The following is a 17,990-nucleotide window of genomic DNA, read 5'->3' on the forward strand; positions in this document are numbered from 1 at the left end:
CTTTAGGTTGTTAAAAATTGATACATGGATGTGAAAATGAGGATGGAAGAATTAATCCATCAAATTAATCGTTACAATGAAGCCTATTACCAGCAACATGAAAGCCTCATTTCTGATCAGGAATTCGATGTATTATTAGCTGAACTCCAGAAATTAGAAAACGAAAATCCGCTATTCGCTTTACCAGATAGTCCAACCCAACGAGTAGGAGGCACCATTACAAAACAATTCAAAAGTGTAACTCATCGTTTCCCCATGCTTTCATTGGGGAATACCTATAATGAACAAGATTTAAGAGATTTTGACGAACGGGTGTCCAAGGGATTAGAAGGAGAAAGGTATGAATACATCTGTGAACTTAAATTTGACGGAGTTGCTCTATCTTTTTGGTATGAAAATGGTAAACTAATCAAGGGGGTTACGCGTGGAGATGGAACTAGGGGAGATGATATAACCAATAACGTTAAGACAATCAAAGATTTACCTCTCCGACTCAATTCTCCCATATTTCCAAAGGAATTTGAATTAAGAGGAGAAGGATACATGCCTTTATCTTCCTTTGAAACAATCAATGAACAAAAGATTAGTCGGGGAGAAGCTCCTTTAGCCAATCCAAGAAATGCGGCTTCGGGAACTTTTAAAATGCAAGATTCAGCCGAAGTAGCCAGAAGAAATATGGCTTGTTATATTTATGCCATGGTTGGAAATGAAAATCCATTTCAAACACATGAAGAAAGTATTGTAGCCTTATCTAATGCCAAATTTCCTGTTTCTCCTACTTGGAAAAAATGTCAAACGATGGATGAAGTATTAACCTACATTCACGAATGGCAGGATAAGCGACATGATTTACCCTTAAATACGGATGGAATAGTCATTAAAATCAATGATTATGCCCAACAAGAGCGATTAGGATTTACGGCCAAATCACCAAGGTGGGCCATTGCTTACAAATACCCATCTGAAATTGCAGAAACAGAAATTGAAAGTATCAGTTATCAAGTAGGTAGAACAGGAAATGTAACTCCTGTGGCTAATCTAAAACCTGTGTATTTGGCGGGAACTGTAATCAAAAGAGCCTCTGTGCATAATGCCAATGAAATGGAGCGATTGGATCTAAGAGAAAATGATACTGTATTTATAGAAAAGGGGGGTGAGATCATTCCCAAAATCACCTCAGTGAATGTCGCTAAACGAAAATTTGACTCACCAAAATTCCAGTTTCCAAACGAATGCCCAGCCTGTGGAACTCTTTTGGTGCGCCAAGAGGGCGAAGCAAACCACTATTGCCTAAATGATAAGCATTGTCCACCTCAAATCAAGGGTAAAATAGAACATTTCATCCAAAGAAAAGCCCTGAACATAGAAAACCTAGGAGTTGAAACAATCGATTTGTTAGTAGAAAAAGGCATCATACATTACTTAGCCGATTTATATGATTTACAAACAAGTCATTTTGATGGCTTGGAAGGATTTCAAAGTAAATCAATCAACAATATTTTACAATCGATTGAAAAGTCAAAAACAATTCCATTTAGACAAGTACTTTTTGGATTAGGTATTCGGCATGTGGGAGCAACGATTGCTGAAAAATTAGTCAGGCAATTTCATTCAATGGAGAACCTCGCTCAAGCGACTTTAGAAGAATTAATTGCTGTTCCTGAAATTGGTGAAAGAATAGCTAGAAGTTTAAAAGAATATTTGGATGATTCAGATAATATTCATCAAATTGAACGTTTAAGGCAGGCCGGAGTGCAGTTATCAGAAGAAATTCAAGAAATAGTTTTGGAGGGAGAAGCCTTGGTCGGAAAAAGTTTTGTAATTTCGGGAGTGTTTAAAAACTTCGAAAGAGAAGAATTAAAAGACAAAATTATTGCCAATGGAGGTAAGGTTGTATCCAGCATTTCAGCGAAACTAGATTATTTAGTAGCAGGTGAAAATATGGGACCAGCCAAATTAGAAAAGGCAAATTCATTATCCATAAAAATTATCACAGAGGATGAGTTTTTAGCTCTCCTACACTAGCTCATGCATACATTACCTAAATTTCACGGGGTAGCACCAGCCCTAATAACACCTATGCAATCCGATCGAACGATTGATTGGAAGGCTTTAGGAAACCTTGTTCAGTACGTTATTACTGGGGGAGTTGATTATTTAGTGGTACAAGGAACCACAGGTGAATCTGTAACAACCAGTGCTGATGAAAAAAAGAAAATCATAGCCACTGTTCAAGAAGCTAATTCTAAAAACCTACCCATTGTCTATGGCTTAGGTGGAAATCATACAGAAAGTTTAATTGCCCAAATTAAGCAAACTTTATTTGATGGCATTGACGCCATATTATCTGTTTGTCCATATTATAATAAACCTAGTGCACGTGGAGTCATCCAGCATTACCGTGCCGTGGCGGATGCAAGTCCGGTGCCAGTGATACTTTACAACATTCCAGGTAGGACTGGAATTAATTTATCGCCTGAAACCATTTTGACCTTAGCTGAACATCCTAATATCATAGGTGTTAAAGAAGCTTCATGTATAATTGAACAATGCATGGAAATTGCCGTGCATAAACCTGCAGATTTTCTTCTAATTTCAGGAGATGATGTTCAAGCTGTACCAATTATTTCCATAGGTGGAGTTGGAGTTATGTCTGTCATTGCCAACGCTTTTCCTCATCAATTCTCTCAAATGATTCATGCAGCATTAGCAGGAGATTTCGCTGAAGCTAGAAAATCATTAGGAAGTTTCTTAGCCATTGATCCATATTTATATGAAGAGGGAAATCCTGTAGGAGTGAAGAAGATATTAGCATTAAAAGGTATGATTCAAGCGCAAGTTAGAATGCCTTTGGCTGAAGCATCTGAGGAATTGGGAGTAAAATTGAACCGAATTATTCAACAAGAAAACTTATCTAATTAATATCATGTTTGTTCACGTAGTAAATTTTTGGTTAAAGAAAGGCCTAAGCGAAGAAGAAATTCAACAATTTGAAGCAGGCGTTTTAAGCCTAGGAAAAGTAGAAACCGTCAAAGATTTCAATGTAGGAAAACCGGCCAATACAGATCGACCTGTTATTGATCGTTCTTATGATTACTGTTTATTAACCACTTTTGGAGATGAAGCTGGTCATGATTATTATCAAACTGCTCCTATCCATTTAGAATTCATCAAAAACTGTGCTCAGTATTGGGACAGAGTATTAATTTATGACTCAGAAAGCATTTAAAGTACTAAGTTTCGGAATTGTTATATTGTTGGCTTCATGTTCAAAAAACGTAAAACCATCTACGTATTACTCTCCCAACTTTAAAGATGGGGGAGTGGATCGCCATGATGGTTTAGGATTTGAAATTCCTGTAAAATACGCCATTGATGTATTTTATTTCAATGAAAGTCCGAAGCAATCTTATGAGGTCATAGAAAGCATCAGCATTTCAGGTGAAGTTCCATTAGAAAACAATCAAACGGTCAATGGCAAAATGCTCAACCGTGGTAACCATCAAACCAAGAAACAAGAAATTTTGAGCCAATTGGTAGAAAAAGCTACCGAAATGGGGGCTAGTGCTTTGATGGACGTTAAATACCAAGTTTACAGTACACAATACGCTAATGGCTACACTTTTAGTGGTAAAGCGATTCGTTACGTGTTGAAATAATTCGATATAGGGCTACATTGGTAATCAAAGGTTGAGCTCGATATTCCTCCAAAATAATACGAATATGCTTTACCTTTCTTTCTGGGAAGGTAAGCATTCGTTTATTTCCAATGGTCTTAGCCTTAATTAGCCATTTCTCTCCATTTTCTGCCTCAATCTCTACTGAAAAGGACTTAATCCTTTGACCTAAAGCAATAGGTTCTTGCAACATCAAGGTATTAGAAAGTACTGACTGAGTAAAATTAATGTGTATAATGGGCTTGGAATCATTCACTTGTGGCGCCCAAGCACTTGAAACATCCTGATCGCTTAAATTCTTAACGGTATATGTTGAATTAAACGTTGAACTTACTTGTATCTTACTTGAACTAGGTTTCAACAAATTGAATAAACTTTTCTTTCTCAATTCTGCAAAACCCATCATAGATGCGGAATCATTGGGATGAATTAATCCACGCGTATCTACAGGAATATTCAGCAATAAATTAGCATTACGGCCAACAGAAGCCACATAAATCTTCATTAGAGAATCAGGACTTTTCACTTTATTATCTTCTTTGGGATGGTAATACCAACCCGGACGAATGGATACATCAACTTCAGGTGCTACCCAATGGCTTCCATTCTCTTGACCATTTTTATATCGATCAAACTGTGGATACCCTGGATAAATTTCGTCGCGGTTGATTGGACTCCAGGAAGTTTCATAATTGTAACCACGTTCATTGCCTACCCAACGAATATCTGGTCCATTATCAGAAAACTGAACAGCATTAGCTTGGTATTTATTGACCATCGAATGAAATAATGGCCAATCATATACCTGTTTCTTTCCATTGGGACCTTCTCCATTAGCGCCATCGTACCAAAACTCAAATATCGGACCATATTGAGTTAATAATTCCTTTTGCATTTCAGCATAAATTTTGTTGTAATCATCGGTCCCATAAGCTGGGTGAAAACGATCCCAAGGAGAAAGATAAATCCCCAATTTCAAGCCATATTCTCGGCATGCTTGTGCCAATTCTTTCACCACATCCCCTTTACCATTTTTCCAGGGCGACTTAGCCACCGAATGAGTTGTAAACTTCGAAGGATATAATGCAAAACCATCATGATGCTTTGCCGTTAAAATCAGGCCTTTCATGCCAGCAGCTTTAGCAATACGTGCCCATTGCCGACAATCTAATGCAGTGGGATTGAAATTGGAAGGCGATTCCTTTCCTTCTCCCCATTCAACATTGGTAAACGTATTCATGTTAAAATGGACAAATCCATAATATTCTAAGGCTTGCCATTGAATTTGTTTTTTTGAGGGTAAAGGAGAAATAGGGGATATTTGTTGAGAAAATGCAACAAAAAAGGAACACACATAAACTGCAGAAAGTAAAATAATACGCATGAAAGTATTTTTAAATATGAACGCGAATAACAAATCTATTGATTACTCTATTTATAATTCTGATACAATAATTAACAATCAAAAACTGAAATTCAGGATTTTTTGAATTTAGATTGAACTATTTTAACATTTAACATAAGAATAATGAGTAAAAAACTAAAATTAATAAAAAAAAGCAGGTAAATTAAAGCTGCTAAACTCTTTTAACATAAAGTCTGTGTATGGCCCTACCAATAAACTCTGAAGATCAATTAGAACTAAGTCAAAGCAAAGACAATACTAATTATTTACTTCCTTTTATTTTAGTTACTAGTTTATTTTTTCTTTGGGGCTTGGCCAATAGTTTGAATGGCACTTTGGTTAAACAATTTCAAATAGCTTTAGATTTACAACGCTGGCAAGCTAATATCGTAGAAACTGCTTTTTATATGGGTTATTTTGTCATGGCCATTCCAGCTGGAATGGTTATGAGAAAATTAGGATATAAAATGGGGATTTTAATGGGCCTAATTTTATATTCCGCTGGAGCATTTTTATTTTATCCTGCAGCCGCAGTCAGACAATATAGTTTTTTCTTAGGAGCATTATTCCTCATTGCAAGTGGAATTGCATTTTTAGAAACTGCAGCCAACCTATATGTAACCGTACTTGGAGATCCGAAAAAAGGGGATTTTCGACTAAATTTGGCACAATCGTTTAATGGAATCAGTACTATTTTAGGACCAGTAATTGGAGGAATATTCATTTTTTCTGATCGGGAATATACACGTGACATGATTCAGGCTTTACCGGCGGCAGAAGCAGAAGCCATTCGCGTAAGTCAGGCAGAATCAGTTCAGGGGCCTTATTTAATTATTGGTCTAATTGTAGCTATTGTAGCTATTTTATTCGCTGTTACTAAAATGCCTGAGGTGAAAGCTGCTGGAGAAAGCAAATCGAGTAATAGCCAAATTACCATTACTAGTTTACTTAAAAACAAGCATTTACGGCTTGGTGTCATTGCCCAATTTTGCAATATTGGAGCACAAGTTTCTCTTTGGGGAAATTTTGTTGATTTTAAATTAGACTTTGCGCGTGATTCCAATTTATGGATAGTAGAACAAATATACCAAACAACAGAAAGCATGACTGCGACTCAAATAGCCAGTTTTCATGCTTCTTTTGCCTTTATTTTATTTATGGTGGGTCGATTCATTGGTACCTATTTTATGGGTAAATATGAATCAAATCGGGTCTTGGGTGTTTATGCCGTTGGTTCGGTAATTTCCATTGTCATTGCGATGTTGGGTGGAGGAATCTTAGCAGTTATTGCATTAATGATGGTATATTTTTTCCAATCCATTATGTTTCCTACTATCTTTGCATTGGCATGTAAAGATTTGGGAGAAGGTTCAAAATTAGCCTCATCATTAATTATCATGTCCATAGTTGGAGGAGCTATTATTCCTCCTTTTACGGCATATCTATTTAAAATAGGGCCTTCATTGGCATTGGGCATTCCTTTAGTCTGCTTTGTGTTTATTGTATATTACGCGTACCAAGGATTTAAAATCCAAAAAGTCTAGAGCTATGCAACGATTTATGCTAATGCTGGACTTGAAAAATGAATCTAAACTTATTCAAACCTATGAAAACTATCATCAAAACATCCCCGCAGATATTGCGGAGAGCATTCGCGCATCTGGAATTGAATCCATGGAAATTTATCGTTTTGAAAACCGATTAGTCATGGAAATTGTCGCCCATGACAATTTCAGTTTTGAGGAAAAAAGTAACATGGACGCCTCTAACGAAAAAGTTCAAGCATGGGAACAACTCATGAGTCAATTTCAGCAAGTAATACCTGGAACTCCGGAGGGAGATAAATGGGTATTAACTAAACAAATATTTAAACTATAATTTAAAACTATTTTAATGTCCCGTTCTTATTTACAAATACACCCCTTAGATAATTTACTCGTTGCCCTAAAAGATTTAAAAGCAGGTACTACAATCCAACATCAAGGAGAAGAAATTATTTTAAAGGACGATATAGCGGCTAAACACAAATTTAGTACTGTGGATATTCCAAAGGGGGATACAGCTACCATGTATGGAGTATTAGTAGGTGTAGCTACTCAAGATATTCCTAAAGGTGGCCTAATTCATACCTTTAATTTACATCATGCTTCTCAAGATTTTTTGGGCAAGCAAAAAGAGTATACTTGGGAGGCTCCCAATGTTGACCGTTGGAAAAATCTAACATTCAAGGGTTATCAAAGACCAGATGGTCAAGTAGGAACTCAAAATTATTGGCTAGTAATCCCTCTAGTCTTTTGTGAAAATCGAAATATTGAATTGCTTAAAAATGCATTTATCAAAGGTTTAGGATTTCAAAAAAATGACCCATTTACTGATCAAGTGATTGAATTAAAAAAACAATTAGAAAGCGGTAAAGAATTAAAGGCCAATGAAATAAGAGGAACTTTTAAGGGCGAATTACTTCAGAAATCAGACTCATTTCCTAATGTTGATGGAATTAAGTTTTTACGTCATGAAAGTGGATGTGGAGAAAGCAAAGATGATTCTGATATGTTATGTGCTTTATTGGCCGGCTATTGTGTCAACCCTAATGTAGGAGGGATTTCCATATTAAGTTTAGGCTGTCAACATTCGCAAATTGAAACATTTAAAAATAGTCTGAAAGCTATAGATCCCAATTTTTCTAAACCCATACATTTCTTTGAGCAGCAGCAAGATGAAGGTAGCGGGGTTGAAAATTTATTGAGTGAAGTGATTTTAAAAACTTTTCAGGGGCTGGTTGAAATCAATAAAATAAGTAGAACAGATGCACCACTTTCTAAATTACGTTTAGGAGTTAAATGTGGCGGTTCTGATGGATTCTCAGGAATTTCTGCTAACCCAGCCATTGGACATACTGCTGACTTATTGGTGGCTTTAGGCGGTACTGTCATGATTGCTGAGTTTCCAGAATTATGTGGAGTGGAGCAAGAATTGCAAAATAGATCCATCAATGCTACAGTGGCAGATAATTTTGGAAAATTAATGCGTGAATATGCCAGTAGAGCAGAAGCTGTTGGGGCGGGATTTGATATGAATCCATCACCTGGAAACATAAAAGATGGATTAATAACCGATGCAATTAAATCAGCTGGAGCTGCTAAAAAAGCAGGTACTTCTCCTATAGTAGATGCCCTAGGTTATGGTCAATATGCCCAAAAGCATGGCTTAAATCTAGTTTGTACTCCAGGAAATGATGTTTTGGCTACCACAGGTATGGCTGGTGCTGGTGCTACAGTTCAGTTATTTACAACAGGCTTGGGTACACCAACAGGAAATCCAATCAGCCCCATGGTTAAATTGTCTACCAATACAAGATTGGCTGAAAAATTACCTGAAATCATTGATATTGATTGTGGACCCATCATTTCAGGTGAAAAAACGGTAGAAGAAATGGGCGAAGAAATATTGGATTATGTAATTCGTTTGGCATCTGGAGAGATTAATACCAAAGCCATGGAGCTTGGACAAGATGATTTCATGTTCTGGAGAAGGGGAGTATCTTTATAAATTGTACTTATGTTATTTTCATTAAAAAATAAGAAAGCTGTCATAACAGGTGGAGGTTCTGGAATCGGAAAAGCCATATCATTACTTTTCGCTCAGCAAGGTGCAGAAGTACACATGATTGATTTAGAAAATGTGAGTTCCCGACAAACTGAAAAAGAATTAACAAGTATTTCACCTCAATCTAAGTTGCATATAGTAAATATTACCCAAATAGATGAAGTTAAAAAACTAGCTTCACAATTAGGGAATGTTGACATCTTGATTAATAATGCTGGGATTGCACAAATAGGAAATATTGAAAATACCAGCTCTGAGGGATTCCAATCCATTTTTGATGTCAATGTTAAAGGGGCATTCCACTGTATGCAAGCCTTTATTCCGGGAATGTTACAACAGGGCTCAGGAGTAATTGTCAATATGGCATCGGTAGCAGCATCTGTTGGAATTCCTGATCGTTTTGGATATTCCATGACAAAAGGAGCCATTCGTTCTATGACACAATCGGTTGCCAAAGATTATGTACAACAGGGAATTAGGTGCAATTGCATCTCTCCAGGTAGAGTTCATACTCCTTTCGTAGATGGATTTATCGTTAAAAATTATCCTGACAAAAAAGAGGAAATGTTTGCCAAATTATCGGCAACACAACCTATTGGTCGCATGGCTCAACCCATAGAAATTGCTCATTTAGCCTTATATTTATGTTCAAATGAAGCATCCTTTATTACAGGATGTGATTATCCTATCGACGGTGGTTTTACCTATTTAAACAATTAAAATATCCCATGAAAAGTAAGTTATTTCTTTGCATTGCCCTTGTATTGGCTTCATTGAGTTCTTTTTCTCCAGCTAATCCCATCAAGATTGTATTCTTTGGAGATTCCATTACTCAAGCAGGAGTTTCACCTACTGGCTATATTACCCAAATGCGCAACATGCTGACTACTCAAGGCATAGCAGACAAATATGAATTGATAGGAGCAGGAATAGGTGGAAATAAAATTTATGATTTATATCTACGTCATGAAGATGATTTATTGGCCAAGAAACCCAACATTACGGTCATTTACATTGGAATAAACGATGTTTGGCATAAAACATCCTCTAGAACAGGAACAGATGCTGATAAATTTGAACGTTTTTATAATGCTTTAATTAAAAAAGTTCAAGCTGCTGGAAGTCAAGTTGTTATTTGTACACCTACAGTTATTGGTGAACGATTTGACGCAAGCAATGAAAATGATGGTGATTTAAACCGTTATTCTGAAATCATTCGTCGAATAGCGAAAAACAATAATTGTACTTTAATCGATTTGAGAAAAGCTTTTATAAGCTATGAACAGAACAATAATCCTGAAAATAAAGAATCAGGCATTCTAACTAGTGACCGGGTACATTTGAATGAAGCAGGAAATAAATTTTTGGCTGAAACGATGTGGTCAGTATTAAAAGACATCAAATAATATTCTTACAATTCAAATCATGAAATTAGTTCGTCTAGGAGACCTAAATAAAGAAAAACCTGCTGTTTTAATCGATGGAAAATACTTCGATGTTAGTGCGTATTTTCAAGATTTCAATGAAGCCTTTTTTGAAGAGGGCGGAATTGAAAAATTGGCAGATATTGTCAAAAACGAAATATTAGAAGAAATTAGTCACCCTCAAAGAATTGGTTCTTGCGTAGCCCGACCTTCAAAAATCATATGTGTAGGATTAAATTACGCTGATCATGCCAAAGAAACAGGTGCGGCTATACCAACAGAACCCATTTTATTCTTCAAAAGCACTTCGGCTTTAAGCGGCCCATATGATGATGTCATCATTCCCAAAAACTCAGTAAAGACTGATTGGGAAGTTGAATTTGCCATTGTTATTGGTAAAAAAGCATCTTATGTAAGTGAAGAAACAGCTTATGATTATGTAGCTGGATATTGTTTGCACAATGATGTATCTGAAAGAGAGTTTCAATTAGAAAGAGGTGGAAACTGGTCAAAAGGTAAAGGCTGCGATACATTTGCTCCATTAGGGCCATTTTTAGCTACTAAAGATGAAATCCAAGATGTGCATAACTTAAATATGTGGTTGGATATCAACGGAAAACGTTTTCAAACCAGCAATACCAAACAGTTGATTTTCAATGTACCTCAAATTGTTTCATACATCTCACAATTCATGACCCTACTACCTGGAGATGTCATTTCCACGGGAACGCCACATGGGGTAGGTCTTGGTTTAAATCCTCCAGTATTTTTAAAGCCTGGTGATGTTATGACCTTAGGAATGGATGGTTTAGGTGAGCAAAAACAAAAGGCCATTGCCTATTCTGCATAGTATGATTGATGCGCATCAACATTTTTGGAATTATCAACCTGAGCGAGATACTTGGATAACGGATGATATGTCCAAAATTCAAACTGATTTTTACCCCAATGAAAGTCAGGTGTTGTTTACAAAAAATGGAATCAATGGTTGTATTGCGGTACAAGCAGATTCATCGGAAGAGGAGACTCTATTTTTGTTAGCCTTGGCGGAACAAAACGACTTTATCAAAGGGGTTGTTGGTTGGACTGACCTACAGAATGATTACCTAGAAAGTCGCTTAGAATATTTTTCTCATTTCGAAAAATGTGTTGGTTTTCGACATGTCATTCAAGGAGAAAAAGACCCGCTCTTCTTTCAAAGGCCTAATTTTATTCAAGGAGTCAAACAATTAGCTGCTTTTGATTATACCTATGATATTTTAATATATCCACATCAATTAAAAGAAAGTGTAGCCTTTGCTCAAAAAGTTAATGATCAAAAATTGATTTTAGATCATTTGGCCAAACCTCCTTATAAATCGAAAGATTTGACCCAGTGGAAAAAGGATATACAAGGATATCAAGAACTTGATCATGTATCAGCTAAATTATCTGGATTAGTTACAGAAGCGGATTGGGCTAATTGGACAAAAGATGAAATCAAAGAAACGATTGAAGTCGCATTAGAGGTATTCGGCCCCAAAAGATTATTATTTGGTTCTGACTATCCGGTAGTTTTAGTGGCATCTACACTAGAAAAATGGTTGGAAGTATTTCAAGAGAGTATTTCCAGTTTATCTGCATCTGAACAAGCAGATATCAAATTGAATAATTGTTTAGCTTTTTATCAAGTAGAACTATAATGAACCTAGGACTTAAAGAAAAGGTCATCATCGTAACCGGTGGTGCCAAAGGGATTGGAGAAGGCATCAGTCAATCATTGGCTTTGGAATCAGCTATGGTGGCAATCGTGGGTAGAAATAAAGAAGATAATGAAAAGGCCATTGCTAAGATTCAAGCCACGGGTGGACAAGCATTTTCTTTTGTAGCCGAACTTAGTCGTCCCGAAGAATGTGAACGCGTGGTTAATGAAGTGTATCAATTTTTTGGGAAAATTGATGGATTGGTTAACAATGCTGGTATTAACGATGGAGTAGGTTTAGCCTCTGGAACATATGAAAAATTCATGCAGTCCTTACATTCCAATTTGATTCATTATTACTTAATGGCTAAAGCTTGCTTACCTCATTTAATTCAATCAAAAGGGGCAATTGTTAATATTGGTTCAAAGGTGGCGGAAACTGGCCAAGGTGGTACTTCTGCTTATGCCGCTGCCAATGGTGGAAGAAATGCATTAACCAGAGAATGGGCTGTCGAGTTATTAAAAGAGGGAGTTCGAGTAAATGCAGTAATTGTTGCCGAATGCTATACACCATTGTATGATAGATGGTTAAAAACTCTTCCCAATCCTGAAGAAACGCTTGCTTCCATAACTGAAAAAATCCCTTTGGGAAAAAGAATGACCACACCTGAGGAATTAGGAGATATGGTTACTTTTTTATTGTCAAAAAAATCAAGTCATACTACAGGTCAATTGATCCACGTAGACGGTGGCTATACGCATTTAGATCGTGCTTTAATATAAAATGAAGATTGATTGTACAAATATTCAAAGTCCAGGTTTATTAGTCTTTCCTGATATAGTAAAGGAAAATATTGCTTACGTTTTGAATTTAGTCAATGGAGATCCGAATCGATTGAGGCCTCATATCAAGACCCATAAAACAAAAGAGGTAAACGACTTACTACTTGCTGTCGGAATCAAAAAATTCAAATGTGCTACTATAGCTGAGGCCGAGTTATTAGCTCTTTCCATTGCTCCATCAATCTTGTTGAGCATGCAACCTACTGGGCCTAATATAGAACGATTGGCTACTTTGGTGCGAACATATCCCAAAAGCGAATTTGCTTGTTTAATCGATGATTTTCATGCTGCCCAAGTTATATCTCAGGTTTTTCTAAAACTTGGATTGACGATTCAGGTATTCATAGACATCAATGTAGGTATGAATAGAACAGGTATTGTTCCTGCTAAAACTGAAGCATTGATTCATCAAATAATAAAACTACCCGCAATTGCATTACGTGGATTACATGCCTACGACGGTCACATACGCGATTTGGATTTAGATGAAAGAAAAGCTCATGTTCAACGTGATTTCATCGAATTTAAGGCATTAGTACAGTCCATTTCTTCTGAGTATCCTGACTTAGAATTATGCGTTGGAGGCACACCTAGTTTTCTAGTTCATCACCAAAACCCAGCCTATGTATGTAGTCCAGGTACCTTTGTATTTTTTGATGCGGGATATAGCACTTTGTATCCAGAAGATAGCCTAAAACCGGCTCTTTACATCATCAGTAGAATCGTTTCGAAACCTAGTAAAACAACTATTTGCTTAGATTTGGGCCATAAATCTGTGGCAGCAGAGAACAACATTGACAATCGAGTTCGATTCATCGACCACCCTGAATTTAAATTATTGAGCCAAAGTGAAGAACACGGCATTGTGGAAGTACCTAATTCTGAACTATATGAAATTGGTCAAGAGTTTTATATGATACCTTATCATGTTTGTCCGACTGTGGCCTTGCATGCAAACTTGCAAGTAATTGAAAATGAAATATTTACTGGCATTTGGGAAGTAAAAGCTAGAAACAGAAAAATCAATATATAACATGCTATTATTTGATGCACATTTGGACCTCAGCATGAATGCTTTGGAATGGAATCGTGATTTAAGATCTTCATTACAAGATATAAATGAAAGAGAAAAAGGCATGACAGATAAGCCAGACAGAGGAAATGCTGTTATATCCTTGGATGAATTAAGAAAAGGGAATATTGGCATAGTAGTGGCTACTCAAATAGCTAGGTATGTAGATAAAAGCTCCACTTTGCCAGGTTGGCACTCGCCAGAACAAGCTTGGGCGCAAACTCAGGGACAATTAGCTTATTATAAAGCATTGGAGACACTGGGAGAATTAAGTCCTATCAGAAATTGGGAAGAATTACAAACCCATGTCGAATATTGGAATAATAGCCAAGATACCAAAAAGAAGATTGGGTATATTTTAAGTTTAGAAGGTGCTGATTCGATAATCACGGTAGATCATTTAGATATTGCCTACAATTATGGATTAAGAGCATTAGGACCAGCACATTATGGTCCAGGAAGATACGCCCAAGGAACCAATGCCATTGGAGGACTAGGAGAAGCGGGGCGAGCACTTTTAGCGAGAATGCAACAATTGGGCATCATCCTTGATGCCACACATTTATGTGATGATAGTTTTTGGGAAGCCATGGAACATTACGACGGACCCATTTGGGCAAGTCACCATAATTGTCGGGCTTTAGTTAATCATAATCGTCAATTTACGGATGAACAATTTAAAGAATTGATTCGTCGAGGTGCCGTGATTGGAATGCCTCTAGATGCATGGATGATGGTCCCTAATTGGGTTAGAGGCGTTTCCACTCCTCAAAATATGCAGGTAAGCCTGAATACGATGATTGATCATTTAGATCATATATGCCAAATCGCAGGAGATACCAATCATGTCGGTCTTGGAACAGATTTAGACGGAGGATTTGGAACAGAACAATGTCCTTATGACATTCAGTCCATCGCCGATTTACAGAAAATACCTGATTTACTCAGTAAGAGAGGCTATTCCTCCGATGACATTGAAAAGATATGTCATAAAAACTGGATTGGCTTTTTGGAGAAAAACTGGAAATAAAAGGGTATTGGTGAATGGTGAATTGTAAATGGTTAATTGTAAAATATACACCATTCATAAATTATAATTTATAATTTATAATTTATTTCGGTGGTATCCCCACTGAAGTCCAGCCACCATCAATGACTAAAAACTGACCTGTGATGTGCTTGGACAGCGGAGAAAGGAAAAACAAGGCCGCATTGGCTATGTCTTCTACCGTAGCAGGATAACCTAAAGGGGTAATAGCTGACCATTCTTTGATATAATCTTGATCAGAAAGCGTTCTTTCAGTTAAAGTAGCCCCAGGGCTAATTGTGTTGATTCGAATTTTAAAAGGAGAGAGGTCAATCACTAAATTCTTGGCCAATTGATTCAAGGCAGCTTTGGTCATACCATATGCAGCTAAATCGGGATGAGCCTGATGACCCGTCACAGAGGACATCAATAAAATACTTCCTCCATTACCTGCATCTCTCAATTTTTGAGCCACCAATTGTGCCAAAAAGAATGTTCCTTTGATGTTAACTTTCAAAATTTGATCCAACGATTCTTTGGTATATGACCAAAAATCACCGAAAGTAGTAATACCTGCGTTACATACACATCCAGCTAATGTACCAGGAGTTTCATCTAGCACATTAGAAAGAGCATCTAAAAATTCATCCGAACTTGAATCACCGCAAATACTAGTAAATTGGTATAGCCCAAGATGATGCAAGTGAGCCTGAGCTTTTTCTATTTGTTCTTGATTAATATCATTCCAAATGACATAATTACCTTGCAACAAAATAGACTTAACTATCTCGAAACCAATTCCTTGTGCTGCCCCTGTAACAATATACTTTAACATAGAAAGGTGTAAAAAAAAGAGGTCATTTTATTCAAAAAAGACCTCTTCTATTTGAAATTAATGAGAATCTCTCGTTACGATAGAACCCGAACCACCTTTAAGGAAGTCAAAATCTGCCCCTTCGTGTGCTTGAGAAACGCGATCAATAAATAGACCTACATAACCTCGAATATGTGCTTGTGCTTGGAATGGTTGTGCCAACTTACGAGCTTCTAGTTCTTCCTCTGAAACCTCCCAATGAATGGATCTATTATCCAAATCCAAAGCGATATAATCTCCGTTTTGAACCCAATTTAATGGTCCTCCAGCAGCAGATTCAGGAGAAACGTGCAATACTACCGTCCCGAAACCTGTACCACTCATCCGCCCATCCGAAATACGAACCATATCTTTCACGCCTTTTTCTAATAGTTTTTTAGGTATACCCATATTGCCTACCTCAGCCATACCTGGATATCCTTTCGGACCTACATTTTTCAAGACCATGACCGAATTTTCATCAATATCTAAATCGGGATGATCAATTCTAGCGTGATAATCTTCAATGTTTTCAAATACCACTGCTTTGCCGCGGTGTTTAAATAGCTCAGGAGATGCTGCACTTGGTTTAACCACAGCACCATTAGGTGCCAAATTGCCTTTTACTACCGCTATACCAGAATCCGGTTTAAATGGATTCTCCATGGTAGAAATAATGTTAGAATCATAAATAGGCGTATTCGCAATGTTTTCACCCACGGTTTTACCATTTACAGTAATAATTCCCGTGTGCAAGAATTCCTTCATTTGATTCATCAAAGCAGGTAGACCACCAGCATAATACAAATCTTCCATAAAATGTACACCGGAAGGTTGAATATTGGCCAATAATGGAATTTGTTTTGAGAATTTATCAAAATCATTCAAATCTAATTCAATACCAATACGACCAGCAATAGCTAATAAATGGATGACAAAGTTGGTAGAACCACCGGTAGCTGCATTCACACGAATGGCATTTTCAAATGCTTCCCTGGTCAAAACTTTAGAAAGCTTTAAATCTTCTTTCACCATTTCCACAATACGTCTACCAGAATGTTGAGCCAACACTTTTCTACGTACATCAGCGGCTGGAATAGCCGCATTTTGAGGTAAACTTAATCCCAAGGCTTCCACCATAGTAGCCATAGTTGAAGCAGTACCCATCACCGCACAGTGACCTGGCGTACGGGCCATACAAGCTTCAGCTTCAATAAATTCAGCTTGAGATAATTCACCTAATTTATAGGCTTCTGCAAAACGCCATACATCTGACGTTCCAATTTCCTTTCCTTTGAATTTCCCCTTCATCATAGGACCTCCGGAAATAACCAAACTTGGTAAATCCACGCTACATGCACCCATCACTAGGGAAGGAGTAGTTTTATCGCAACCACACATCAGAACCACTCCATCAATCGGGTTCGCTCGTATCGATTCTTCTACATCCATACTAGCCAAATTACGATATAACATGGCAGTAGGTTTAATCAAGGTTTCCCCCAATGACATCACCGGAAACTCTACTGGAAAGCCGCCTGCTTCTATGACACCTTTTTTGACAAATTCAGCCAATTCTCTAAAATGAGCATTACAAGGTGTTAATTCAGACCATGTATTACAAATACCAATCACTGGCTTTCCTTGAAAATAATCATCAGGAATACCCTGATTTTTCATCCAAGCACGGTAAATAAATCCATCTTTACCAGTCTTGCCAAACCATTGTTGCGATCGTAATTTTTGCTCACTCATTGTTGAATATGTTCTAAGTCTAACGTTTTGTTTAATACAAAGCTTTGGTCTATACCAAAGCTATAATAACATGCCCTAATTCCTTCAGAAAGGTCTGAATAGGGATCATTTTTAAAATCAAATGACCTTACAATATAAGATTTATCTACATGTAAACTATCATTTCCTACGTAGCCAAAATTTTGTCTACCTTTTAAAGTCGGAAATTGAAATGCTTTCAAATGACCCTTATGATACTCAAAAGCATAAATTTGGTTGTTTTTACCCTTTTTGAGCAAAAGCCAAAACTCAGGTTGCATATTTCCATTAAGGTCTGACGACAAAATTTGCTGGCAAGTCAATCCTACAAATTCTTTTTCATAAATAATCTGGTTACTCTTCGATACACGAAAAACAATATGATTAGCTTGAGTCTCTACTTTTGCTTCAAAATCCTCCATTTTAGTGTAGAACTCGGAAAAATTACGGGACTCTTCGACTTTGGGTGTACGATTCAAGGAATCTTCGTAGCGCTGAACCAAATCCATTTCTTCCATGCCAATATTCGCTTGTTGCTCCATTTCTTCTTTTTGTTGAACATAATAAATCAGTCCAACGAGTAGAAAAACAAAAAGTATAAATAAAACAAAGCGAATAATCTTCAACAT

At 36.9% G+C, this 17,990-nt stretch carries 18 protein-coding genes; 14 read left to right on the forward strand and 4 right to left on the reverse strand.

Annotated features, from left to right (window positions below; translation table 11 throughout):
* Window positions 1–24 precede the first annotated feature (24 nt).
* The 4 genes from ligA to G9H60_RS01750 are packed head-to-tail and all read left to right on the forward strand — an operon-like array spanning window position 25 to window position 3,659.
* Complete coding sequence (gene ligA / locus G9H60_RS01735; protein ID WP_223142387.1) at window positions 25–2,025, forward strand: NAD-dependent DNA ligase LigA; 2,001 nt, start codon at window positions 25–27, stop codon at window positions 2,023–2,025.
* A gap of 3 nt (window positions 2,026–2,028) precedes the next feature.
* Entirely contained in the window at window positions 2,029–2,922 is an 894-nt protein-coding gene (gene dapA / locus G9H60_RS01740) for a 4-hydroxy-tetrahydrodipicolinate synthase (protein ID WP_223142388.1), read from the forward strand.
* 4 nt (window positions 2,923–2,926) lie between these two features.
* Entirely contained in the window at window positions 2,927–3,229 is a 303-nt protein-coding gene (locus tag G9H60_RS01745) for a Dabb family protein (RefSeq protein ID WP_223142389.1), read from the forward strand.
* A complete protein-coding gene (locus tag G9H60_RS01750; protein ID WP_223142390.1) occupies window positions 3,210–3,659 on the forward strand; it encodes a hypothetical protein in 450 nt (149 codons plus the stop codon). The genes G9H60_RS01745 and G9H60_RS01750 overlap by 20 nt, the downstream gene beginning before the upstream one ends.
* Here the strand turns inward: G9H60_RS01750 and G9H60_RS01755 are convergent.
* A complete protein-coding gene (locus G9H60_RS01755; RefSeq protein WP_223142391.1) occupies window positions 3,625–5,061 on the reverse strand; it encodes an alpha-L-fucosidase in 1,437 nt (478 codons plus the stop codon). The two genes, G9H60_RS01750 and G9H60_RS01755, sit on opposite strands and share 35 nt — an antisense overlap.
* 221 nt (window positions 5,062–5,282) lie before the next feature.
* Here G9H60_RS01755 and fucP point away from each other — a divergent pair, with 221 nt between their 5' ends.
* Genes fucP through G9H60_RS01805 form a run of 10 tightly spaced genes read left to right on the forward strand, consistent with a single transcriptional unit; the run spans window position 5,283 to window position 14,738 of the window.
* Window positions 5,283–6,626 (forward strand): L-fucose:H+ symporter permease, encoded by a 1,344-nt coding sequence (fucP, locus tag G9H60_RS01760; RefSeq protein WP_223142392.1) that lies wholly within the window; start codon window positions 5,283–5,285, stop codon window positions 6,624–6,626.
* Window positions 6,627–6,630: 4 nt separating this feature from the next.
* Complete coding sequence (locus G9H60_RS01765; RefSeq protein WP_223142393.1) at window positions 6,631–6,960, forward strand: L-rhamnose mutarotase; 330 nt, start codon at window positions 6,631–6,633, stop codon at window positions 6,958–6,960.
* Window positions 6,961–6,975: 15 nt separating this feature from the next.
* Window positions 6,976–8,631: a UxaA family hydrolase gene (locus G9H60_RS01770; protein WP_223142394.1), complete on the forward strand. Its 1,656-nt coding sequence runs from the start codon at window positions 6,976–6,978 to the stop codon at window positions 8,629–8,631.
* 9 nt (window positions 8,632–8,640) lie between these two features.
* Entirely contained in the window at window positions 8,641–9,408 is a 768-nt protein-coding gene (locus G9H60_RS01775) for an SDR family NAD(P)-dependent oxidoreductase (protein WP_223142395.1), read from the forward strand.
* Between the two features lie 8 nt (window positions 9,409–9,416).
* A complete protein-coding gene (locus G9H60_RS01780) occupies window positions 9,417–10,094 on the forward strand; it encodes an SGNH/GDSL hydrolase family protein (RefSeq protein WP_223142396.1) in 678 nt (225 codons plus the stop codon).
* A gap of 19 nt (window positions 10,095–10,113) precedes the next feature.
* On the forward strand, window positions 10,114–10,962 hold the full coding sequence (locus tag G9H60_RS01785) for a fumarylacetoacetate hydrolase family protein (RefSeq protein WP_223142397.1): 849 nt from the start codon (window positions 10,114–10,116) through the stop codon (window positions 10,960–10,962).
* A gap of 1 nt (window position 10,963) precedes the next feature.
* Window positions 10,964–11,794 carry an amidohydrolase family protein gene (locus G9H60_RS01790; RefSeq protein ID WP_223142398.1) on the forward strand — a complete coding sequence of 277 codons (831 nt, stop codon included), beginning with the start codon at window positions 10,964–10,966 and terminating at the stop codon, window positions 11,792–11,794.
* Entirely contained in the window at window positions 11,794–12,576 is a 783-nt protein-coding gene (locus G9H60_RS01795) for an L-fucose dehydrogenase (protein ID WP_223142399.1), read from the forward strand. Before G9H60_RS01790 ends, G9H60_RS01795 begins: the two co-directional genes overlap by 1 nt.
* A gap of 1 nt (window position 12,577) precedes the next feature.
* Complete coding sequence (locus G9H60_RS01800; RefSeq protein ID WP_223142400.1) at window positions 12,578–13,669, forward strand: D-TA family PLP-dependent enzyme; 1,092 nt, start codon at window positions 12,578–12,580, stop codon at window positions 13,667–13,669.
* Window position 13,670: 1 nt separating this feature from the next.
* Window positions 13,671–14,738: a dipeptidase gene (locus G9H60_RS01805; protein ID WP_223142401.1), complete on the forward strand. Its 1,068-nt coding sequence runs from the start codon at window positions 13,671–13,673 to the stop codon at window positions 14,736–14,738.
* Between the two features lie 82 nt (window positions 14,739–14,820).
* Here the strand turns inward: G9H60_RS01805 and G9H60_RS01810 are convergent, their stop codons facing one another.
* The 3 genes from G9H60_RS01810 to G9H60_RS01820 are packed head-to-tail and all read right to left on the reverse strand — an operon-like array spanning window position 14,821 to window position 17,990.
* Window positions 14,821–15,570: an SDR family NAD(P)-dependent oxidoreductase gene (locus G9H60_RS01810; protein WP_223142402.1), complete on the reverse strand. Its 750-nt coding sequence runs from the start codon at window positions 15,568–15,570 to the stop codon at window positions 14,821–14,823.
* 57 nt (window positions 15,571–15,627) lie between these two features.
* Window positions 15,628–17,343, reverse strand: a complete 1,716-nt coding sequence (locus G9H60_RS01815; RefSeq protein WP_223142403.1) for an IlvD/Edd family dehydratase — start codon at window positions 17,341–17,343, stop codon at window positions 15,628–15,630.
* Window positions 17,340–17,990, reverse strand: coding sequence for a hypothetical protein (locus G9H60_RS01820; RefSeq protein WP_223142404.1), 651 nt, complete (start codon window positions 17,988–17,990; stop codon window positions 17,340–17,342). Before G9H60_RS01820 ends, G9H60_RS01815 begins: the two co-directional genes overlap by 4 nt.

This window comes from Aquirufa aurantiipilula (assembly GCF_019923745.1).
GTDB lineage: Bacteria > Bacteroidota > Bacteroidia > Cytophagales > Spirosomataceae > Aquirufa > Aquirufa aurantiipilula.